This window comes from Pseudomonas sp. BF-R-26 (assembly GCF_019947395.1).
GTDB lineage: Bacteria > Pseudomonadota > Gammaproteobacteria > Pseudomonadales > Pseudomonadaceae > Aquipseudomonas > Aquipseudomonas farris.
In genome coordinates, this window is record NZ_JAGYGK010000003.1 from 13,818 (window position 1) to 37,095 (window position 23,278).

Below are 23,278 nucleotides of genomic sequence, written 5' to 3' on the forward strand. Positions count from 1 at the left end.
GGCCAACGCAGGCGAGTATGCGGTGCGACGACAAAATCGTCACCCGTGAGGTGGGCACAAACGTGACGACCGCCCGGTTTGGGCGGCCGTCAGCCTGCTGATCAGGTGTTGTTGTGATCGACTTTAATGGTCGGATCACTGCCGGCAATCAGCGAGTTGATGCTGGCGCTGGACCAATTGTTGCCTTCCAGTTTGATCGTCACGTCCGGGGTGGCCGCTGCTGCGTCGGCACCGTTGAACTTGCCGCCAGAGCTGACTTGCAGGGACGACACACCATCCACCGTGGAGATCTTCAGGAAGTTATCAATGGTGCTGCCGGTTTCGCCCTGCAACAGATCACGCAGGTCGATGCGGTCGCCTTCGCTGGCCTTGAAGTCCTTGATCACGTCGCTGCCGGTGTCGCCAGCCTTCCAGATGAAGGTGTCGGCACCCGAACCGCCAATCAGAATGTCGTTGCCTTGACCGCCGATCAACGAGTCATTGCCGCTGCCGCCGAGCAGGATGTCATTGCCCTTGCCGCCGTCGAGGAGGTCGTTGCCACCCTGGCCGAAGAGAATGTCGTTGCCCGCGCCACCCAGCAGCGTGTCGTTACCGTCGTGAGCGCCGGACACGTCGAACGCGGTGTAGTGCTCGGTGATGTACTGGTGCACGTTGCTGGTGGTGACTTTGCTGGCGTCGACGCCGGTCTGCTGGGCCACGAACGCCTGCATGGCCTGATAACCCTCACCGGCAACGCCGTTGAAGCTCACCAGATCGCCGAACAAGAGGTCGTTGCCGTCACCGCCATTGACCGTGTCGGCACCCGGCATCGTCGCTTCGGTATGGCCGATGATCGAGTTGGCCAGGTCTTTCGGGTCGATGTTGGTTTGTGGCGTTTGATCCGAGTCGTACGGCTTGAGGTCGCCAAGCGTGACGTCCTTGTTCAGGCCGATCGCTTCTACTGTCGACACGTTGTTCAGCAATGCAAAACTGTCAGTGGAGTTGTCAATTGCGTTGGAGCCAGTGCTGCTGCCATTGCCATCGCGATAGGACAGTTCGTAGGTGCCGTTGCCCTCGGCGCGGAGGGTGCCCAGCTCGGAACTGCTCCAGTGACCGCCCCATTGGTTTTTGTAAGTCTGCAACGTGACGGTGCCGCCGCTATCGATGGTCAGGTAGTGAGTGCTGTCCAGGTAGCTGGAATAGGTCTGCCCCAATTTGTAATTGGCGGTGGTGATGACGTCATCGAGCTTCACGTTGCCGAACAAGTTCGGGTTGGTTTGCTCGCCGCTCTGGTAGTAGGTCGGCTTGCCATCGGTGATGAAGTACGTGAGGTTCTTCGCGCCAGTGTTGGCCAGTGCGTCGGCACTCTGGAACCAGTTGGCCGTGGTTTTGAACACGTCCTCGTAGTTGGTGCCACCGCCGGACGACATCGAATCCAGAACGGATTTGAGCAAAGTCAGAGCGTTCGGGTCATTCAGGTTCACCGACACCGACTTGTTGACCTGGTTATCGAAGTCCACCAGGAAGATGTTCACCGTCCCGGAGTTGCCGCCCATGCTTTGCTTGAGGGTGTTGAACACCGCCGTCAGCGAATCCTTGGCGGCGCTGATCGAAGAAGCGCTCATGCTGCCCGAGCTGTCGACCATGAAGGCGATGTTGTAGTTGGTGCCCGGCACCACGGTCAGCCCGCCGATGTCGGCAATCATGATGTCGTTGCCGTCGGTGCCGGTGATGGTGTCATCGGCGGCGGTGGCGGTGATGGCGTTGTATACCGCCGGGTAAACCGTAACGGGGATCTGTGCGGTGCTTGGCGCCGAACCGCCGAGCGCTTCGGTGGATGTCGAGGTGACGGTCAGGGTGAACTGGCCGTTGTAGTACGGCGGCGGGGTGACGGTCAGCGTGCCGAGGTTCCAGCCGGTGACGTTGGCTTCACCAGAGGTAGCGCTGGCGGTGAAGGTGTGGCCCGCGCCATCGGTGAGCACCGAGCCCGCCGGTATGCCGCTGATCTTCACGCTCAGGCTTTCGGAGCCGTCGGTGTCGGTCAGTGCCGTTTTGATCGCGGACAAGTGAACGCTGGTGCCTTCGGCGCCTTCGTTGAGTTTGTAGCCGTCGTAGTAGCCTTCGCCATTGGTGCCGTGCAGGTCGGAAACCGTCACGCCAGAAGCGGCCAGATCCGCCACGCCGGTGTACAGCGGCACACCGGCACTGCTGAGGTCGACCGGCGCACCGCCGTTGACCGACAGGTTGACGTCATAGCTGCCCGGGCCCTTCTGGTTATGGTGGTAAATGTCCAGGGTGTAATAACCGCTGGTGGTCGGGGTGAACGAACCGTTCAGGTTACCGCCCGCACCCCAAGTAATTGCGGCCACGTTTTTACCGCCAATGGTCACCAACAGGCTGTCGTCACCGGTACCGCTGAAGGTGTAAGTCTTGCCCGCTTCGAGGTAGATCAGGCCGGACGTTTTCGAGGCCGTGCCAGCCGTGACACTGCCGTCGGACTGAACGTTGGTCACGGTGCCGCTGGAGTTCGGTGTACCCGCGCCGTCGATGACCGATTTCAGCGTGCCGGAAGACGCGCCGTTGCCATCGGTGCCGAGGCCCGACAGACCGGTCCAGACTTCCTTGGTCAGGCCGGTGGACTTGACGCTGTTGTCCGCGACGCTCAGGGAGGGCGCGTCGGCAACCGGCGTGATGTCGATTTTCACCGTGCCAGTGTTGCCCAGCAGTTGACCGTCGGTTGGCTGAAACTTGATTTGCGCGTAGTCCGCCTGGTTGTTGCCCACGTTGGTGCCGCCGTAGCCATCGACGCCCGATTCGTTGGCATCTGGCGTGAAGCGCAATTTGCCGGCGTCGATATCGGCCTTGCTGAAGGTCTGGTTGGTCGCCACGTCTTTCCAGGTCGCACCGTCCAGGTACTGCAATTTACCTTCGCCCGGTAGCTGAGTGATTTTCACCCCCAGGTTGGCGGCCGGGCTATCGACATCGCTGATGCCGAAGGTCGACCAGCCGAGGATCAGCGGGGTGTCTTCGGTGCCAGTGACGTTAACCGGTGCGGCGGTCGGCGCATCGTTCACAGCCACTACGTTGACGGTGGTGGTCGCGGTGTTGGAGTAGTTGCTGCCATCGGTCACCGTCACGGTGATGATCCGCGGCACGGTGCTCGGGTCCTCACTGCTGTTGGTGAAGCTGATGTTTTTGATCTGCTGCATGTAGTCGGCCAGCGTCGCGTTGCCCGACAGGGTCAGGGTGACGGTGCCGTCCTGGCTGTTGGCGTTGATGCTGATGCCATTGACGCTGTTGCCCAGGTTCAGCGCGTCGCCCGGCTGACGGTTGGTCAGCACGATGGTGGCGCCGGTCAGCAGCGTGCTATCCGGGTCGGTGATGCTCAGGTCGGTGTCGCCGATCGAGACGCCCTGGCCCGTGGTGCCTTCGGTGAAGGTCACGTTGTAGTTGGCCCCGGTGGCGCCGCTGGAGTTGTTGGCGTCCAGGTCGAGAACCGGCGCGGCATCGTTGTCGATGATCGAGGTGCTGACGCTGCCGTTGGAAGCGCTAACCGCGAGGTTTTCGAAGTTGCCACCGTTGGCCGAGTCAATCTTGACCACGAAGTTTTCGGTGCCTTCGGTGAGCTTGTCGTCCAGCGTCGCAACGTCGAAGCTCGCGCTGCTGGCGCCCGCCGGGATTTTCACGGTGTACACGCCGGTGAAGTCAGAACCGTCGGCAGCGGTGCCGCTGTAGACGATTTTCAGGGTCACTTCGGTCTGCGCCGGATGCGTCAGGCTGACGGTGTAGCTGGCGGTCTGGCCTTCGGTGACCGAGGTGCTGCCGCTGATGCTGACTTCGGTTTTGTCGATCGTGTCGGTGACAGTCGTGACCGCAGCGGTATTGCTGGTGACCAGGTTTTCGAAGTTGCCGCCGGTCGCGCCAGTGATGGTTGCTTCGACTTGGCCGGCGTCTTTGTAGACGTCGTCCTTCGGCGCATCGACAGTCACGGTGCCAGTGGTTTTGCCAGCGTCGATGGTGATCACGGCGCCATTGCTCAGCGTCACGGTCACCGGAGTGCCGGCGGCGTTGGTCAGGGTCGCGGTGTAAGTGATCTGGCTGCCTTCGGCGACCGAGTTGGTCGCGCTCAGGCTGAGGTTGGTGGTGTCGACGGTGTCGGTCACGGTGGTGCTGACCGGCGTTTTATCCGCTACCAGGTTCTCGTAATTACCGCCGCTGAGGCTGGTGATCGAGTTGGTCAGCGGGGCGTGACCGGCCAAGGCGTCGTTCGGTGCGGCGGCAGTCACGGTGCCGGTGGTTTTACCGACTTCGATAGTGATCGTCTGACCGTTGGCCAAGGACACGGTGACCGGGCTGCCCGTCACGGGAGCACCGACAGTCGCGGTGTAAGTGACGGTGCCACCTTCAGCTGCCGAAGCGGTGGCGTTCAGGGTGACGGTCGAGGTGTCGATGGTGTCGGTGATGCTGGTAACCGCTGGAACCGTGCTTGGCACCAGGTTTTCGAAGTTGCCACCGGTGGCGGTGGAGATGGTTGCCTGGACAGTGCCGGCGTCTTTGTAGACGTCGTCTTTTGGTGCATCGACGGCCACGGAGCCGGTGGTTTTGCCCGCTTCGATGGTGATGATGGCGCCGTTGCTGAGCGTGACGGTCACTGGTGTGCCAGCGGCGTTGGTCAGGGTTGCCGTGTAGGTGATCTGTCCGCCTTCATCCACGGTGCCGGTCGCGGTCAGCGACAGGTTGGTGGTGTCCTGGGTATCGGTAACTGAGGTATCTGCTGACTTACCGTCAACTTCCAGTTTCTCGTAGTTTCCGCCCTTGGCATCGTCGATCTTGACGCTCAGCGAACCACCACCAGTCAGGGCATCGTTCGGCGCAGTGAAATTGACGCTGGCGCTGCTCGAGCCGACGGGGATGGTGATGGTCTGGCCGTTGGACAGGGTGACAACCACCGGCGAACCGGTGACCGGTGCGCTGACGGACGCGGTGTAAACCACGGTGCCGCCTTCAGCCACAGTGCTGGTCGCAGTGAGGTTCACGGTCGAGGTGTCGATGGTGTCAGTCACATCGGTGACCGCAGCCGCCGGATTGGTGGTCAGGTTTTCGAAATTGCCGCCCGCAGCGTCCTTGATCGTGACTTCAACCTTGCCGGCGTCTTTGTAGACATCGTCTTTCGGTGCGTCGACAGTCACGGAGCCGCTGGTGGCCCCGACCGCGATAGTGATGATCGCGCCGTTGCTCAACGTGACGGTCACTGGTGCGCCGGCGGTGTTGGTCAGGGTGGCTGTGTAGACGATGGAGCCACCTTCAGCGACCGAATCGGTAGCGCTCAGGCTGAGGGTGGTGGTGTCCGCCGTATCGGTAACCGAGGTGTCCGCCGACTTGCCGTCGACGTCCAGCTTCTCGTAGTTGCCACCCTTGGCATCGTCGATCTTCACGCTCAGGGAGCCACCGCCGGCCAAAGCATCGTTCGGCGCAGTGAAATTGACGCTGGCGCTGCTCGAGCCGACCGGAATGGTGATGGTCTGGCCGTTGGACAGGGTGACAATGACTGGCGAACCGGTGACCGGTGCGCTGACGGACGCGGTGTAAACCACGGTGCCGCCTTCAGCCACAGTGCTGGTCGCGGTGAGGTTCACGGTCGAAGTGTCGATGGTATCGGTGACGTCGGTGATCGCAGCCGCTGGGCTGGTCGCCAGGTTTTCAAAGTTGCCGCCTGCAGCGTCCTTGATCGTGACTTCGACCTTGCCGGCGTCTTTGTAGACGTCGTCCTTTGGCGCATCGACGGTTACAGAACCGGTGGTTGCACCGGCGGCGATGGTGATGATCGCGCCGTTCGACAAGGTCACGGTGACCGGCGTGCCGGCGGCGTTGGTCAAGGTCGCGGTGTAGACGATGGAGCCACCTTCAGCGACCGAATCGGTAGCGCTCAGGCTGAGGGTAGTGGTGTCCTGGGTGTCGGTCACCGAGGTGTCCGCCGACTTGCCGTCGACTTCCAGTTTCTCGTAATTGCCTCCTGCTGCGCCGTCAATCTTGACGCTCAGGGAGTTACCACCTGCCAGCGGGCTGTTTGGCGCAACAAAGTTCACGCTGCCGGTGGTTTCGCCGACCGGGATGGTGATGGTCTGGCCGTTGGACAGGGTCACAACCACCGGGGAACCGGTGACCGGTGCGCCGACCGTCGCGGTGTAGACCACGGTTTCGCCTTCGGCGACGTTCGCGGTGGCGCTCAGCGAAACGGTGCTGGTATCGATGGTGTCGTTGACGGTAGTGATCGCCGGGGTGTCGCTAGCCACCAGGTTTTCGAAATTACCGCCGGTCGCGCTTTTGATGGTTGCTTCGACGGTGCCTGCATCTTTGTAGACGTCGTCCTTTGGTGCATCGACGGTCACGGAACCGGTGGTTTTACCCGCTTCGATGGTGATCACGGCGCCGTTCGACAGCGTCACGGTGACTGGTGTGCCGGCCGCGTTGGTCAGGGTCGCCGTGTAGGTGATCTGGCCGCCTTCATCCACGGCACCGGTCGCGGTCAGCGACAGGTTGGTGGTGTCCGCAGTGTCCGTCACCGAGGTATCCGCCGACTTGCCGTCGACGTCCAGCTTCTCGTAGTTACCGCCCTTGGCATCGTCGATCTTGACGCTCAGCGAGCTGCCACCAGCCAGCGCATCATTTGGAGCAACGAAGTCGACAGAACCGCTGCTCGAGCCGACCGGGATGGTGATGGTCTGGCCGTTGGACAGGGTGACAACCACTGGCGAACCGGTAACCGGTGCCGATACGGACGCGGTGTAAACCACAGTGCCGCCTTCGGCGACGGTAGACGTCGCGGTCAGGTTCACGGTTGAGGTGTCGAGGGTGTCAGTCACATCGGTGACCGCAGCCGCCGGATTGGTCGCCAGGTTTTCGAAGTTGCCGCCCGCGGCATCCTTGATGGTCACTTCAACTTGGCCGGCGTCTTTGTAGACGTCGTCTTTTGGTGCGTCGACAGTCACGCTGCCCGTGGTTGCGCCAGCGGCGATGGTGATCACAGCGCCGTTGCTCAACGTGACGGTGACCGGAGTCCCGGCAGTGTTGGTCAGGGTCGCGGTGTAAACAATGGAACCGCCTTCAGCGACCGAATCAGTAGCGCTCAGGCTGAGGGTAGTGGTGTCCTGGGTATCGGTGATCAAGGTGTCGGTCGACTTGCCGTCAACTTCCAGCTTCTCGTAGTTACCACCTTTAGCGTCGTCGATCTTGACGCTCAGCGAGCCGCCACCGGCCAGCGCATCGTTTGGTGCGGTGAAGTTGACGCTGGCACTGCTCGAGCCGACCGGAATGGTGATGGTCTGGCCGTTGGACAGGGTGACAACCACCGGCGAACCGGTGACCGGCGCCGACACGGATGCGGTGTAAACCACGGTGCCGCCTTCAGCGACAGTCGAAGTGGCAGTCAGCGAAACGGTGCTGGTGTCGATGGTGTCGTTGACGGTAGTGATCGCCGGGGTGTCGCTAGCCACCAGGTTTTCGAAATTGCCGCCGGTCGCGCTTTTGATGGTCGCTTCGATGGTGCCGGCATCTTTGTAGACGTCGTCCTTCGGTGCATCGACGGTCACAGAACCGGTGGTTTTACCCGCTTCGATGGTGATGACGGCGCCGTTCGACAAGGTCACGGTGACCGGCGTGCCGGCGGCGTTGGTCAAGGTCGCGGTGTAGACGATGGAGCCACCTTCAGCGACCGAATCGGTAGCGCTCAGGCTGAGGGTGGTGGTGTCCGCCGTATCGGTAACCGAGGTGTCCGCCGACTTGCCGTCAACTTCTAGCTTCTCGTAGTTACCGCCCTTGGCATCGTCGATCTTGACGCTCAGGGAGGTGCCGCCGGTCAGGGCATCGTTTGGCGCAGTGAAGTTGACGCTGGCGCTGCTCGAGCCGACCGGAATGGTAATGGTCTGGCCGTTGGACAGGGTCACAACGACTGGCGAACCGGTGACCGGTGCGCTGACGGATGCGGTGTAAACCACGGTCCCGCCTTCTGCCACAGTGCTGGTCGCGGTGAGGTTTACGGTCGAGGTGTCGATGGTATCTGTGACGTCGGTAACCGCTGCCGCCGGATTGGTTGCCAGGTTTTCAAAGTTGCCGCCTGCGGCGTCCTTGATCGTGACTTCAACCTTGCCGGCATCTTTGTAGACGTCGTCTTTCGGCGCGTCGACAGTCACGGAGCCAGCGGTTGCACCGGCGGCGATGGTGATGATCGCGCCATTGCTCAGCGTGACGGTGACCGGTGTGCCGGCGGCGTTGGTCAAGGTCGCGGTGTAAACGATGGAACCGCCTTCAGCGACCGAGTCAGTAGCGCTCAGGCTGAGGGTTGTGGTGTCCGCAGTATCGGTCACCGAGGTATTCGCCGACTTGCCATCGACGTCCAGCTTCTCGTAGTTACCGCCCTTCGCATCATCGATCTTGACGCTCAGCGAGCTGCCACCGGCCAGTGGGCTGTTTGGCGCGACAAAGTTCACGCTGCCAGTGGTTTCGCCGATCGGGATGGTGATGATCTGACCGTTGGACAGGGTGACGACCACTGGCGAACCGGTGACGGGTGCGCTGACCGTCGCGGTGTAGACCACGGTTTCGCCTTCGGCAACGTTCGCGGTGGCGCTCAGCGAAACGGTGCTGGTGTCGATGGTGTCGTTGACGGTCGTGATCGCTGGGGTGTCGCTGGCGACCAGGTTCTCGAAGTTGCCGCCGGTCGCGCCTTTGATGGTCGCTTCGACGGTGCCGGCGTCTTTATAGACGTCGTCCTTTGGTGCGTCGACGGTCACGGAGCCGGTGGTTTTGCCTGCTTCGATGGTGATCACGGCGCCGTTCGACAGCGTCACGGTGACTGGTGTGCCGGCCGCGTTGGTCAGGGTCGCCGTGTAGGTGATCTGGCCGCCTTCATCCACGGTGCCGGTCGCAGTCAGCGACAGGTTGGTGGTGTCCTGGGTATCAGTCACCGAGGTATCCGCCGACTTGCCGTCAACTTCCAGCTTCTCGTAGTTACCGCCCTTGGCATCGTCGATCTTGACGCTCAGCGAGCGGCCACCAGCCAGCGCATCATTTGGAGCAACGAAGTCGACAGAACCGCTGCTCGAGCCGACCGGGATGGTGATGGTCTGGCCGTTGGACAGGGTGACGACCACTGGCGAGCCGGTGACAGGCGAAGTTACGGACGCGGTGTAAACCACGGTGCCGCCTTCGGCCACAGTGCTGGTCGCGGTGAGGTTGACCGTCGAAGTGTCGAGAGTGTCAGTCACCTCGGTAACCGCCGCTGTTGGGCTGGTGGTCAGGTTTTCAAAGTTGCCGCCTGCGGCGTCTTTGATGGTGACTTCGACGGTGCCGGCGTCTTTGTAGACATCGTCTTTCGGCGCATCGACGGCCACGGAACCGCTGGTGGCGCCGGCGGCGATGGTGATCACGGCGCCGTTCGACAAGGTCACGGTGACCGGAGTCCCGGCCGCATTGGTCAGGGTCGCGGTGTAAACAATCGACCCGCCTTCAGCGACCGAGTCAGTAGCGCTCAGGCTGAGGGTGGTGGTGTCCGACGTGTCAGTGATCGAGGTGTCGGCCGACTTGCTGTCGACTTCCAGTTTCTCGTAGTTACCACCTTTGGCATCGTCGATCTTGACGCTCAGGGAACCGCCGCCAGCCAGTGCATCGTTTGGCGCAACGAAGTCGACAGAACCGTTGCTCGAGCCAACCGGGATGGTGATGGTCTGGCCATTCGACAGGGTCACAACCACCGGCGAACCGGTCACCGGTGCCGACACGGACGCGGTGTAAACCACGGTGCCGCCTTCAGCGACACTCGAAGTGGCACTCAACGAAACGGTGCTGGTGTCGATGGTGTCATTGACGGTGGTCACCGCCGGTGTATCGCTGGCGACCAGGTTCTCGAAATTGCCGCCGGTCGCGTCTTTGATGGTTGCTTCGACGGTGCCGGCATCTTTGTAGACGTCGTCCTTCGGTGCATCGACGGTCACGGAGCCGGTGGTTTTACCTGCTTCGATGGTGATGACGGCGCCGTTCGACAAGGTCACGGTGACCGGCGTGCCGGCGGCATTGGTCAGGGTCGCGGTGTAGGTGATCTGGCCGCCCTCATTCACGGCACCGGTCGCAGTCAGCGACAGGTTGGTGGTGTCAGCGGTGTCGGTCACCGAGGTATCCGCCGACTTGCTGTCGAGGTCCAGCTTCTCGTAATTACCGCCCGTTGCGCCGTCAATCTTGACGCTCAGGGAGCTGCCGCCCGCCAGCGGGCTGTTTGGCGCGACAAAGTTCACGCTGCCGGTGGTTTCGCCGACCGGGATGGTGATGATCTGACCGTTGGACAGAGTGACGACCACCGGCGAACCAGTGACGGGAGCGCCGATCGTCGCGGTGTAGACCACGGTTTCGCCTTCGGCGACGTTCGCGGTGGCACTCAGCGAAACGGTGCTGGTATCAATGGTGTCGTTGACAGTGGTGACTGCCGGGGTGTCGCTAGCCACCAGGTTTTCGAAATTGCCGCCGGTCGCGTCTTTGATGGTTGCTTCGACGGTGCCGGCATCTTTGTAGACGTCGTCCTTCGGTGCATCGACGGTCACGGAGCCGGTGGTTTTACCTGCTTCGATGGTGATGACGGCGCCGTTCGACAAGGTCACGGTGACCGGCGTGCCGGCGGCATTGGTCAGGGTCGCGGTGTAGGTGATCTGGCCGCCCTCATTCACGGCACCGGTCGCAGTCAGCGACAGGTTGGTGGTGTCAGCGGTGTCGGTCACCGAGGTATCCGCCGACTTGCCGTCGACGTCCAGCTTCTCGTAGTTTCCGCCCTTCGCATCGTCGATCTTGACGCTCAGCGAGCTGCCACCAGCCAGCGCATCATTTGGAGCAACGAAGTCGACAGAACCGCTGCTCGAGCCGACCGGGATGGTGATGGTCTGGCCGTTGGACAGGGTGACAACCACTGGCGAACCGGTGACCGGCGCCGACACGGATGCGGTGTAAACCACGGTGCCGCCTTCGGCGACGTTCGCGGTGGCTGTCAGCGAAACGGTGCTGGTATCGATGGTGTCGTTAACGGTGGTCACCACCGGTGTATCGCTGGCAACCAGATTCTCGAAGTTGCCACCGGTCGCATCTTTGATGGTTGCTTCGACGGTGCCGGTGTCTTTATAGACGTCATCCTTCGGCGCATCGACAGTCACGGAGCCGGTGGTTTTGCCCGCTTCAATAGTGATCACGGCGCCGTTCGACAAGGTCACGGTGACCGGCGTGCCGGCGGCATTGGTCAGGGTTGCCGTGTAGGTGATCTGGCCGCCTTCATCCACCGAACCGCTGGCGGTCAGCGACAGATTGGTGGTGTCCGCAGTGTCCGTCACCGAGGTATCAGCCGACTTGCTGTCAACTTCCAGCTTCTCGTAGTTTCCGCCCTTCGCATCGTCGATCTTGACGCTCAGCGAGCTGCCACCGGCCAGCGCATCGTTTGGCGCAACGAAGTCGACAGAACCGCTGCTCGATCCGACCGGAATGGTAATGGTCTGGCCGTTGGACAGGGTGACAACCACTGGCGAACCGGTGACAGGCGAAGTTACGGACGCGGTGTAAACCACGGTCCCGCCCTCAGCGACAGTAGACGTCGCCGTCAGATTGACCGTCGAAGTGTCGAGGGTGTCAGTCACATCGGTGACCGCGGCTGCCGGGGCAGTCACCAGGTTCTCAAAGTTGCCACCGGCGGCGTCCGCGATGGTCACTTCAACCTTGCCGGCATCTTTATAAACATCATCGGCAGGCGCATCGACGCTCACGCTGCCGGTGGTTGCGCCGGCGGCGATGGTGATCACCGCTCCGTTCGACAAGGTCACGGTGACCGGCGTACCGGCCGGATTGGTCAGGGTCGCGGTGTACAGAATCTGACCACCTTCGGCCACTTCGGTGGACGCCGACAGGCTCAGGCCGGTGTCGTCTTTCGAATCGGTAATGGTGGTGAGCGCCGGCTCGGTGCTCGGGGTCAGTTGCTCGAAATTGCCACCGGTGGTGCCGGTGATCGTAGTGCTGACGGTGCTGCCATTGTTGTAGACGTCGTTGGCCGCGGTATCGACAGTCACGCTGCCGGTGGTCTTGCCCGCTTCGATGGTAATGACCGAGCCGTTGCTCAAGGTCACGGTCATCGGCGTGCCGGCCGGGTTGGTCAGGGTGGCGGTGTAGGTGATCTGTCCACCTTCGACGACGGTGCCGGTGGCGCTGAGGCTCAGGCCGGTGTTGTCGATCGAGTCGGTAATGGTGGTGACTGCCGGCGTGGTGCTCGGTACGAGATTCTCGAAGTTGCCGCCGGTAGCGCCAGTGATCGTGGTGCTGACGGTGCTGCCGTTGTTGTAGACGTCATTGGCCGGGGTATCGACGTTCACGGAGCCGGTGGTTTTACCGGCTTCGATGGTAATGGTCGAACCGTTGGACAAGGTGACGGTGACCGGTGTCTGCGCCGGGTTGGTCAGGGTCGCGGTGTAGGTGATCTGGCCACCTTCAGTGACGCTGCCGGTGGCGGACAGGGTCAGGCCGGTAGTGTCGACCGAGTCGGTAATGGTGGTGACCGCCGGAGTCGGGTTCGGCACCAGATTCTCGAAGTTGCCGCCGGTAGTCCCGGTGATCGTGGTGCTGACGGTGCTGCCATTGTTGTAGACGTCATTGGCCGGCGTCGGAACGTTCACGCTGCCGGTGGTGTTGCCAGCGGCGATGGTGATGGTCGAACCGTTGGACAGAGTCACGGTGACTGGCGTCTGCGCCGGGTTGGTCAGGGTCGCGGTGTAAATGATCTGACCGCCTTCGGTGACGGTCGAGCCCGCCGTCAGCGTGACGGTGGTGGTATCAGGCGAATCGGTAATGGTGGTGACGGCCGGAGTCGGGTTTGGCACCAGGCTCTCGAAGTTGCCGCCGGTAGCGCCGGTAATTGTGGTGCTGACGGTACTGCCGTTGTTGTAGACGTCATTGGCTGGTGTTGGAACGTTCACGCTGCCGGTGGTGTTGCCGGCGGCGATGGTGATGGTCGAACCGTTGGACAAGGTGACGGTGACCGGCGTCTGCGCCGGGTTGGTCAATGTCGCGGTGTAGGTGATCTGGCCACCTTCAGTGACGGTCGAGCCTGCTGACAGTGTGACGGTGGTGGTGTCGACGGTGTCGGTGACCTGGGTCACGGCCGGAACGGTCGGCGGGGTGACCACGATACCGCTGCCGCCCGTGGTGCCGGTGACGGTCACGTTGATCTGGGTCGGATCGTTATAAACAGTGTCGTTCGGTGCCAGCGGAACGTTGACGGTGCCGGTGGTTTGGCCGGCCGCAATTACGATCACCGAGCCGTTGGACAAGGTGATGGTCAGGTCGGTCAGCGGTGCCTGGGTCAGGGTCGCGGTGTAAACCAGCACGCCACCGGCCTCGGTGATGGTCGGCGTGGCGCTCAGGCTCAGGGTCGATTCGCGCAGGGCATTGGCGCTGGTATCAGCAGTCTGGCCGCCGGTGGTGTCTTGGGTTGCCAACGCGGCAGTGGCGAGACCCTCAGTCGGAAAGCCGATAGTCGGGTCGACCCGGGCAGCGGTTGCCTCCAGGGCCACGAAGGTATGGCCACCACCGGCAGCACCACCCGTGCCCGCAGCCGTAGGGCCGGCTGCGGTGGCTTCAAGAGCAGTGGTCGGGTCGACGCCGGCGGCGATGGCTTGTTGCAATTCGTCAACCGATGGCGCGGCTTGTGCAGTGGCTTGCGCAAGGTCGGTGCTGGAATCCGGATCACTGCCGCTCCACTGAGTGTCGCGGCCCAGGTCCAGGGTGCGGCCATCAGCCAGTTCGAGCGTAATGGCGCCGGCGGCACCGGTGTCTACCTGATCGCCGACCAACAACCGGTCGCCTTCAACGAGTACGCGGCGGATGCCTTCTGGCGACACCGCGAAAACCTGACCAACAATGCTTTTGACGATGGCAACAACACTGCTCATTGAAGACTCTCCGGGTGTCACGTTCAGTTGACCTCCATGAACCGCTCGGCGTGTTCGCCGATCGGGGCTGGACGTACTTTCTAAGATGTTTGATGCATAACTTTGACGCGGTAATCGTCAATAATTTGGCTATATTTTTTCGAAATTAACTTTATGCCAAACTATTGACCTTATGGGAGCCATCCTAAACAATCGCCCCAGTAATGTCACATTGATATTTAAGCGGCGACCTGTCCTACAGCGTGTGATCCAGTTCCGATTTTGAACTTTCCGACATACGGTCATTCCGGTTGCCATCATCCGATGCAGCGCCACGTTCTGCAGTGATTCAAGACAAGAAGTCTCGGGAAATTCCAACTATGCGTTTGCACCTGTTCAAGGTTCTACCCTTCGCCCTTGCCGCCAGCTTTGTTCAGGCGCAAAGCCTCCCGCAGGCCATGCAGCAGGCGCTGGATGTCCATCCGGAAATCCAGGCAGGGGTTAACAGCCGATTGGCCGCGGATTATCAGTTAAAGGCCGCTAAAGGTGGATACCTGCCGAGGGTCGATCTGCTGGGCGGTTATGGTCGTGAAGGCACCGACAGCGTCACCACACGTGCCGCCGGTAACAACAACCACTGGGAAACGCTGAACCGCAGCGAGTCAAGTTTACGTCTGTCACAGATGGTTTTTGACGGTTTTGCGACGTCCAGCGAAGTGGGGCGTCAACAAGCCACCGTTAATTCTCGCGCTTATTCCTTGCTGGGCACCTCGGAACGTACCGGACTGACCGTCGCTCAGGTCTATCTCGATGTATTGACCCGCCGCGAATTCGTGCGCCTGGCCGAAGACAATCTGAAGAACCACGAACGGATCCTTGACCAGATCAAGTTGCGCACCCAGCGCGGCGTGGGTAGCGGCGCCGACCTGGATCAGGCTGACGCGCGTATGGCCCAGGCCCGCAACAACCTGATTACTGAACAGACCAACCTGGCTGATGCCGAAACCAACTACCTCAGCGCCGTCGGCCAGATGCCCGATCAACTGGAGCGGCCTGCCGATTTCATGGCGCTGTTGCCGGCCAACCTGAATGAAGCCCGGGCGCAGATGCTGGAAAACAGCCCGATCCTGCGCTCCGCCGAATCCGATATCGCTGCCGCCGAGAAGCAGTACGAAGCCGCCAAGTCGAGCTTCTACCCGCGCTTCGATGCCGAATTGGGTCGCACCGCCGATAACGATATCGACGGCCAGAACGGTCACAACAATGAATGGCAGGCCATGCTGCGCATGCGCTTCAATTTGTTCGCCGGTGGCAGCAACAAGGCTGATCTGGAATCCAAGTCCTACCTGTCGAACCAGGCACTGGATATTCGCAACAACGCCCTGCGCGTGTTGAACGAAGAACTGGGTCTGGCCTGGAATGCCCTGAACAACGCCAACGCCCAGGTGCCGATCGCCCAGCAATATGTCGATCGCAGCGCCAGTGTGCGCAGCGCGTATCAGAAGCAGTTCAGCCTCGGCGAGCGGACATTGCTCGATCTGCTCGACAGTGAAAACGAGCTGTTCAGCGCTTCCCGTCGGCTGGCCGAGATCAAAAACATTCAGTTATTTACTCAGTACCGAATCAAGGCGACCATGGGCGAATTACTCAAAAGTCAGGGCGTGGTCGCACCATTGGCATCCGTTGTGCAAAACGACGTGAAGCCCAAGGTTCAGCTGCCCGGGATGAATTGAGTCCTGCCCCATTTCAATTGTTAGCCAAGAGTGTCGAGCGTGGAATCAGAAGTCAGTCGAGTTCAACTCATTCATGATCCGCGCGCGCTGCATGACGATCCGTTACTGGACGGCCTGTTAGCCCTTTGCACTTTGCACCAGAAACCGGCCAGCGCCGCGATGCTGACCACCGGCCTGCCGTTACCCAAACAACGCCTGAGCGTCGAACTGCTGCCCCGTGCGGCTGCTCGCGCCGGGCTGCAAGGGCGGGTGTTGCAACGCAAGCTGGAGCAGATTCCGGCGATTGCCATGCCGGCGCTGTTGCTGCTCAAGGAAGGTCGCAGTGCGGTGCTGCTCGGCTGGCACGGTGAAGACCAGGCCCGCCTGCTGCTTAGCGAAAGCGATGGTGGTGAAGTCTGCGTCAGCCGTGAACTGCTGGCCGACGATTACAGCGGCAAAGTCTTCTTCGCCCAACCCCAACACAAATTCGACGTCAACCACGGCACGCTGATCCCGCGCGCGCGTTCGTGGTTTCGCGACACCCTCAAGCGTTCGCGCTGGCTGTACGTCGACGCCATCGCTGCCAGTTTTCTGATCAACATCATTGCCATGGCCGCGCCGCTGTTCGTGATGAATGTCTACGACCGCGTGGTGCCGAATCAGGCCGAATCGACCCTGTGGGTCCTGGCCATCGGCATCACGGGCGCTTATCTGTTCGATCTGATCCTCAAGAGCCTGCGTAGCCTGTGCCTGGACCTGGCCGGCAAGAAAACCGACTTGATCATCTCCGCGACGCTGTTCGAGCGCATCGTTGGCATGGCCATGAAGTACCGCCCGGCCCGGGTCGGCAGCTTCGCCCAGAACATTCATGAGTTTCAGAGCCTGCGGGACTTTCTCGCGTCGCTGACCCTCACCAGCCTGATCGACCTGCCGTTTACGCTGCTGATCTTCATGGTCATCGCGATTCTGGGCGGGCATCTGGTGTGGATTCCGGTGTTGGCGTTCCCGATTGCCCTGCTGATCGGTTATGCCTTGCAGAAACCGCTGGTGGCGACCATGGAACGAACCATGGCCCTGGGCGCCGAGCGCCAGTCGAGCCTGATCGAAACCCTCGCCGGTCTCGATGCGGTGAAGGTCAATAACGCCGAAAGCGAACGCCAGTATCAGTGGGAACAGACCATCGGCACCCTCAGTCGCCTCGAACTGCGGGTGAAAATGCTGTCCGGTCTGGCGATGAACATCACCTTGCTGATTCAGCAACTGGCCGGGGTGATCATGATTGTCTTTGGCGTGTACCAGATCATCGACGGCCACCTGAGCATGGGCGGCTTGATCGCGTGCTACATGCTCAGCGGTCGTGCCCTCAGCCCACTGGCTTCGTTGTCCGGCCTGCTGACCCGCTACCAGCAGGCCCGCGTGACCATGACCTCGGTCGATCAGATGATGGAGCTGCCCCAGGAGCGCAATTTCGACGAGCGCCCTCTGAGCCGCAAAGTACTGCAAGGCGCCATTGAGTGCCGCCAGCTGAGCTTCACTTACCCGGATCAGCAGAATCCCGCGCTGAAGAACATCAACCTGATCATCAAGCCCGGCGAGAAGATCGGCATCATTGGCCGCAGCGGTTCTGGCAAAAGCTCCCTGGCCAAACTGCTGGTGGGCCTCTATCAACCGGACGACGGCGCGTTGCTGGTGGATGGTGTGGATATCCGTCAGATCGACGTCAGCGAATTGCGCCACAACATCGGCTACGTGCCCCAGGACATCCAATTGCTCGCCGGTACCTTGCGCGACAATCTGGTCTCGGGCGCGCGCTATGTCGAAGATGAACTGGTGCTGCAAGCCGCGGAACTGGCCGGCGTTCACGAATTCGCCCGTCTGCACCCGCAAGGTTATGAGCTGCAAGTCGGTGAGCGTGGGCAGAACCTGTCCGGCGGTCAGCGTCAGAACGTCGCCCTGGCCCGAGCGCTGCTGCTCAACCCGCCGATCCTGTTGCTGGACGAACCGACCAGCGCCATGGACAACACCGGTGAGGAACGCCTCAAGCAACGCCTCGCTGCAGTGGTTGAAAACAAGACCGTGGTGCTGGTGACGCACCGGGCTTCGCTGTTGTCGCTGGTAGATCGTCTGTTGGTGATCGACCGTGGGCAGATTCTCGCCGATGGCCCGAAAGCCGCCGTGATGGAAGCGTTGAAGAAGGGGCAGATCAGTGTTGCTTAAGTCCGGGGTCAAAGATTCCATCCGCCGCTACTTCAAAGGCTCCGCGTCGCTGCAAGGCCAGCCTCTTCCCGAGGTCAACAAAGCGCTGATTGAAGACGCCCCGCGCGTGGTGCGATTGACGATCTGGGCGATCATCGGCTTCTTCGTGTTCCTGATGCTCTGGGCCAACTTCGCGGTGATCGATGAAGTCACCAAGGGCGACGGCAAGGCGATTCCGTCGTCGAAGATCCAGAAAATCCAGAACCTTGAGGGCGGCATCGTCTCCGAGTTGTTCGTCACCGAAGGGCAGATCGTCGAGGCCGGCGCGCCGTTGATTCGTCTGGACGACACGCGGTTTGCCTCCAACGTCGGTGAAACCGAGGCCGATCGGCTGTCGATGCTGCTGCGTGTGGAACGCTTGAGCGCCGAGGTCGATGACCGTCCGCTGAACTTCCCCGTCGACGTGCTCAAGGCTGTTCCCGTCCAGGCAGCCAGTGAAGAGTCGCTGTACACCAGCCGTCGTCAGCAATTGCACGATGAAATCGGTGGCTTGAAGGAGCAGTTGATCCAGCGTCAACAAGAGCTGCGCGAGTTCACCTCCAAGCAGGCTCAGTACCGCAGCGGTCTGGCCTTGCAGCGCCAGGAAATCAACATGTCCGAGCCGTTGGTGGCTCAGGGCGCGGTGTCACCGGTGGAGGTTTTGCGACTCAAACGTGCCGAGGTCGAAACCCGCGGGCAACTGGACGCCACTACCCTGGCGATCCCTCGCGCCGAATCGGCGATCAAGGAAGTGCAGCGCAAGATCGACGAGACTCGCGGTAAATTCCGCAGCGAAGCCCTGACCCAACTCAACGAAGCGCGTACCGATCTGAACAAGGCCCAAGCCACTGGCAAGGCCCTGGAAGACCGGGTTAGCCGGACGCTGGTGACATCGCCGGTGCGGGGTATCGTCAACAAGTTGCTGGTGAACACCATCGGCGGTGTGATCCAGCCGGGCAGCGATCTGGTGGAGATCGTGCCACTGGATGACACCTTGCTGGTGGAAGCCAAAATTCGTCCGCAAGACATCGCCTTCCTGCATCCGGGGCAAGAAGCGACGGTGAAGTTCACAGCTTACGACTACACCATTTACGGTGGGCTGAAGGCCAAGCTGGAGCAGATTGGTGCTGACACCATCACCGACGAAGACAAGAAGACCACGTACTACATCATCAAGCTGCGTACTGACCGCAGCCACCTGGGGACGGATGAGAAGCCGTTGCTGATCATCCCGGGGATGGTGGCGTCGGTGGATATCATTACCGGCAAGAAGACCGTGCTCAGTTATTTGCTCAAGCCGATTATTCGGGCTCGGGCCGAGGCGTTGCACGAGCGGTAGGACGCTAAACCTGTTCTGCCATATCGTTATTCGCTAACGGTATTTAAATTTAAATTCTTATACCTATAAAGTCACTCCCCTGCGTACCTGCCGACCAATCGGCGCGCCGCACGACACGAACCAACACGGGACCTCCGTGAGTTTCTGATCGACGCGCGCCCTTGAGCGTGCCGTGCGTGGGAGTGATTTTTATGTCAGCCGTCTCTTTTTCTCCAAAACCTGCATCAACCAGCGCCGCCACCATCGCGTCGCAAGTCTTCGAAGTCCGTCCGTTCAGCGGTGCCGTCGGTGCCGAAATCATCGGCCTGGACCTGTCCCGCCCGATCAATGACCAGGACTTCGCCCGCGTCCATCGCGCGCACCTGGACCATCACGTGGTGGTGTTCCGCGACCAGCGCATTACCCCCGAACAGCAGATCGCCTTCAGCCGCCGTTTCGGCGTGTTGCAGATCCACGTGCTCAAACAGTTCCTGCTGGCCGGGCATCCGGAAATCCTCATCGTTTCCAACATCATCGAAAACGGCCAATCCATCGGCCTCGGTGACGCCGGCAAGTTCTGGCATTCGGATCTTTCCTATAAAGAACTGCCGAGCCTGGGTTCGATGCTGCATGCCCAGGAGCTGCCGTCCGAAGGCGGCGACACGCTGTTCGCCGACATGCACAAAGCCTGGGACAGCCTGCCCGAGGCGCTGCGTAAAGCCGTCGAAGGTCGCTCGGCCGCGCATTCCTACACGGCGCGCTACAGCGAGACAAAATTCGAGGGCAACTGGCGTCCGACCCTGACGCCGGAGCAACTCGCTCAGGTCGCCGAAGTGGTTCACCCCGTCGTCCGCACTCATCCGGAAAACGGTCGCAAGGCGTTGTTCGTAAGCGAGGGCTTCACCACCCGCATCGTCGGTTTGCCGGAAGACGAGAGCAAACAATTGCTCGACGAGCTCTACGCCCACAGCGTGCTGCCGCAAAACATTTACCGCCATCAATGGCAGGCCCACGACCTGGTGTTCTGGGACAACCGCTCGCTGATTCACCTCGCCGCCGGATGTCCCAGCCATCTGCGCCGCAAGTTGTATCGCACCACCATCCAGGGCGACGCGCCTTTCTGATTTCGGAGAATTCCCATGTCCAAACGTCTTCCATTTGCACCATTGGCTGCGGCCATCGGCTTGGGTTTCAGCCTGCTCGCCGGCAGCCTGGTAGCGCCGACCGTGGCTCACGCCGAAGGTGAAATCCGTATCGCCGAACAGTTCGGCATCGTTTATCTGCTGCTCAACGTGGTGCGCGATCAGAGCCTGATCGAGAAGTACGGCAAGCAGGAAGGCATCGACATCAAGGTCGACTGGACTCAGCTCTCCGGCGGCTCGGCAGTCAACGATGCGTTGCTCTCCGGCTCCATCGACATTGCCGGTGCTGGTGTCGGCCCGCTGCTGACCATCTGGGACCGCACTCACGGCAAGCAAAACGTCAAAGCCGTGGCTTCCCTGGGCAACTTCCCTTACTACCTGGTGAGCAATAATCCGAAGGTCAAAACCATCGCCGACTTTACAGAGAAGGACCGCATTGCGGTGCCGGCGGTCGGGGTTTCGGTGCAGTCGCGCTTTCTGCAATACGCGGCGGCCAAGCAATGGGGTGACAAGGAATTCAATCGCGTCGACAAGTACACCATCGCCGTTCCACACCCGGATGCCACCGCGGCACTGATCGCCGGCGGTACTGAATTGAGCGGGCACTTCTCCAACCCGCCGTTCCAGGATCAGGCACTGGAAAACCCCAACGTACATGTGGTGCTGAATACCTATGATTTGCTCGGCCCGAACTCGCCGACCGTGCTGTTCGCCACCGAGAAATTCCGCAACGAGAACCCGAAAACCTACAAAGCCTTTATCGCTGCGCTGACCGAAGCGGCCGAGTTTGCGCAGAACGATAAAGGTAAGGCGGCCGACACTTACATCCGTGTCACCAAGGCCAAAATCGACCGCGCGGCGTTGCTGAAAATCATCGACAACCCGCAGTTCGAATTCAGCATCACACCGAAAAATACCTACCCGCTGGCGGAGTTCCTCTACCGCGTCGGCGCGATCAAAAACAAACCGGATTCGTGGAAGGATTACTTCTTCCAGGACGCCCAACCGCTGCAAGGGAGCTGACCGACATGAACGCCCCTTTGCAGGGCCACACGGTCAGCAAACCGATCACGACAGCTCAAGCGCTGTTGTCGGTCGACCAGGTCAGCCTGGAATACCGCACGCCGGCGCGTGTGGTTCGAGCGACCCATCAAGTCAGTTTCGAGATCGATCCGGCGGACCGCTTTGTGCTGCTCGGTCCTTCCGGCTGCGGCAAGTCGACGTTGCTTAAGGCCGTTTCCGGGTTCATCCAGCCCTGTGAGGGCGAGATTCGACTGCAAGGTCAGCGGGTCGATGCGCCAGGGCCAGACCGGATCGTGGTGTTCCAGGAGTTCGATCAGCTGCCGCCGTGGAAAACCGTCAAACAGAACGTGATGTTTCCGCTGCTCGCTTCCAAAACTCTCAAGCGCAAAGAGGCTGAAGAGCGGGTGCTGCACTATCTGGACAAGGTCGGTCTGGCGGCGTTTGCCGATGCCTATCCGCATACCTTGTCTGGCGGCATGAAAGCTCGCGTGGCCATTGCTCGCGCCTTGGCGATGCAGCCGAAGATCCTGTTGATGGACGAGCCCTTCGCCGCCCTCGACGCGCTGACCCGGCGCAAGATGCAGGAAGAGTTGCTGCTGCTCTGGGAAGAGGTGCGTTTCACGCTGCTGTTCGTCACTCACTCCATCGAAGAGGCGTTGGTGGTGGGCAACCGGATTTTGCTGCTGTCGCCCCATCCGGGTCGGGTGCGGGCGGAAGTCCACAGCCATCAATACGACTTGCACAGTTTGGGTGGCGTGGCGTTCCAGGAATCGGCGCGACGGATTCATCGGCTGTTGTTCGATGAAGGTCAGTCGCCGGAAACCGAGCGTGAACTGGACTTCGCCGACATCCGCATCGCTTATTGAGCCATTGGAGGATTGCCCGATGAGCCATTCATCATCTGCGCGTAAAGAGTACGAAACTGTTTTGCAGCCGCTGACGAGTGTGCCGCTGGAGCGTGAATTGCCGCTCGGCCAGCGCCTCTGGCAGCAGGGTTGGCTGCGCAAAAGTCTGATCCTGATTTTGCTCGCGGCGCTTTGGGAGGCCGTCGCCCGATATCAGAACAACGACCTGCTGCTGCCGAGCTTTTTGCAAACCGCCAGCGCGCTGCAGGATGGCCTGCTCAGCGGCGAACTGCTGAGCAAGGTGTGGATTTCGCTGGTTGTTTTGCTCAAGGGTTACCTGATTGGCATCGTTCTGGCGTTTGTCCTGACGACGCTGGCGGTGTCGACCCGGTTCGGTCGTGATCTGCTGAGTACGTTGACCTCAATGTTCAACCCGCTGCCGGCCATTGCCCTATTGCCACTGGCGCTGCTGTGGTTTGGCTTGGGGCAGAACAGCCTGATTTTTGTACTGGTGCATTCGGTGCTCTGGGCGTTGGCCTTGAATACCTATGCCGGGTTTCTTGGTGTCTCGGAAACCTTGCGCATGGCCGGGCGTAATTACGGCCTCAAGGGCATGCGTTTCGTGCTGTTCATCCTGATTCCGGCCGCGTTGCCGTCGATTCTTGCCGGGCTGAAAATCGGCTGGGCCTTCGCCTGGCGGACGCTGATCGCCGCCGAACTGGTGTTTGGCGCTACCAGTGGCAAGGGCGGTTTGGGTTGGTACATCTTCCAGAATCGCAATGAGCTGTATACCGACAAGGTGTTTGCCGGGTTGGCGGTGGTGATCTTGATCGGGTTGCTGGTGGAGAATCTGGTGTTTGATACGTTGGAGCGGGTGACGGTGAAGCGGTGGGGGATGCAGCGCTGAGTTTTGCAGTGTCTGATCTGGCGCCATCGCGGGCAAGCCCGCTCCCACAGGGTTCTGTGTCGAACACATAGTCCGCATCCACTGAAGATCACTGTGGGAGTGGGCTTGCCCGCGATGGCGCCAGACCTGCCAATACATCAGTCAGGAGGATGTTTGCTAGCATTGCGTCTGAAT

Annotated in this window: 8 protein-coding genes; 7 read left to right on the top strand and 1 reads right to left on the bottom strand. The window is 60.9% G+C overall.

Features of this window, described 5'->3' with window-relative positions; translation table 11 throughout:
• Window positions 1-101: 101 nt before the first annotated feature.
• Window positions 102-13,943 (bottom strand): retention module-containing protein, encoded by a 13,842-nt coding sequence (locus KGB18_RS04340; protein ID WP_223569443.1) that lies wholly within the window; start codon window positions 13,941-13,943, stop codon window positions 102-104.
• Between the two features lie 359 nt (window positions 13,944-14,302).
• Here KGB18_RS04340 and KGB18_RS04345 point away from each other — a divergent pair, with 359 nt between their 5' ends.
• The 7 genes from KGB18_RS04345 (at window position 14,303) to KGB18_RS04375 (ending at window position 23,104) form a co-directional block, all read left to right on the top strand.
• Window positions 14,303-15,655, top strand: coding sequence for a TolC family outer membrane protein (locus KGB18_RS04345; RefSeq protein WP_048395956.1), 1,353 nt, complete (start codon window positions 14,303-14,305; stop codon window positions 15,653-15,655).
• A 39-nt stretch (window positions 15,656-15,694) separates the two neighbouring features.
• Window positions 15,695-17,851 (top strand): type I secretion system permease/ATPase, encoded by a 2,157-nt coding sequence (locus KGB18_RS04350; RefSeq protein ID WP_123719029.1) that lies wholly within the window; start codon window positions 15,695-15,697, stop codon window positions 17,849-17,851.
• Window positions 17,841-19,208 carry an HlyD family type I secretion periplasmic adaptor subunit gene (locus tag KGB18_RS04355; RefSeq protein WP_052967242.1) on the top strand — a complete coding sequence of 456 codons (1,368 nt, stop codon included), beginning with the start codon at window positions 17,841-17,843 and terminating at the stop codon, window positions 19,206-19,208. The genes KGB18_RS04350 and KGB18_RS04355 overlap by 11 nt, the downstream gene beginning before the upstream one ends.
• A 191-nt stretch (window positions 19,209-19,399) precedes the next feature.
• Window positions 19,400-20,311, top strand: a complete 912-nt coding sequence (locus tag KGB18_RS04360) for a TauD/TfdA dioxygenase family protein (RefSeq protein WP_223569444.1) — start codon at window positions 19,400-19,402, stop codon at window positions 20,309-20,311.
• A 15-nt stretch (window positions 20,312-20,326) separates the two neighbouring features.
• Window positions 20,327-21,352 carry an ABC transporter substrate-binding protein gene (locus KGB18_RS04365; RefSeq protein WP_223569445.1) on the top strand — a complete coding sequence of 342 codons (1,026 nt, stop codon included), beginning with the start codon at window positions 20,327-20,329 and terminating at the stop codon, window positions 21,350-21,352.
• A gap of 5 nt (window positions 21,353-21,357) precedes the next feature.
• Window positions 21,358-22,218, top strand: a complete 861-nt coding sequence (locus tag KGB18_RS04370) for an ABC transporter ATP-binding protein (RefSeq protein ID WP_123719032.1) — start codon at window positions 21,358-21,360, stop codon at window positions 22,216-22,218.
• Between the two features lie 19 nt (window positions 22,219-22,237).
• Window positions 22,238-23,104 carry an ABC transporter permease gene (locus KGB18_RS04375; RefSeq protein ID WP_123719033.1) on the top strand — a complete coding sequence of 289 codons (867 nt, stop codon included), beginning with the start codon at window positions 22,238-22,240 and terminating at the stop codon, window positions 23,102-23,104.
• The last annotated feature ends 174 nt before the right edge of the window (window positions 23,105-23,278 follow it).

Excerpts from the sequence above, each read along its gene's own strand:
- KGB18_RS04340 (WP_223569443.1), bottom strand. The coding sequence starts at position 13,943 with ATGAGCAGTGTTGTTGCCATCGTCAAAAGCATTGTTGGTCAGGTTTTC.
- KGB18_RS04365 (WP_223569445.1), top strand. The coding sequence starts at position 20,327 with ATGTCCAAACGTCTTCCATTTGCACCATTGGCTGCGGCCATCGGCTTG.
- KGB18_RS04345 (WP_048395956.1), top strand. The coding sequence starts at position 14,303 with ATGCGTTTGCACCTGTTCAAGGTTCTACCCTTCGCCCTTGCCGCCAGC.
- KGB18_RS04360 (WP_223569444.1), top strand. The coding sequence starts at position 19,400 with ATGTCAGCCGTCTCTTTTTCTCCAAAACCTGCATCAACCAGCGCCGCC.
- KGB18_RS04370 (WP_123719032.1), top strand. The coding sequence starts at position 21,358 with ATGAACGCCCCTTTGCAGGGCCACACGGTCAGCAAACCGATCACGACA.
- KGB18_RS04375 (WP_123719033.1), top strand. The coding sequence starts at position 22,238 with ATGAGCCATTCATCATCTGCGCGTAAAGAGTACGAAACTGTTTTGCAG.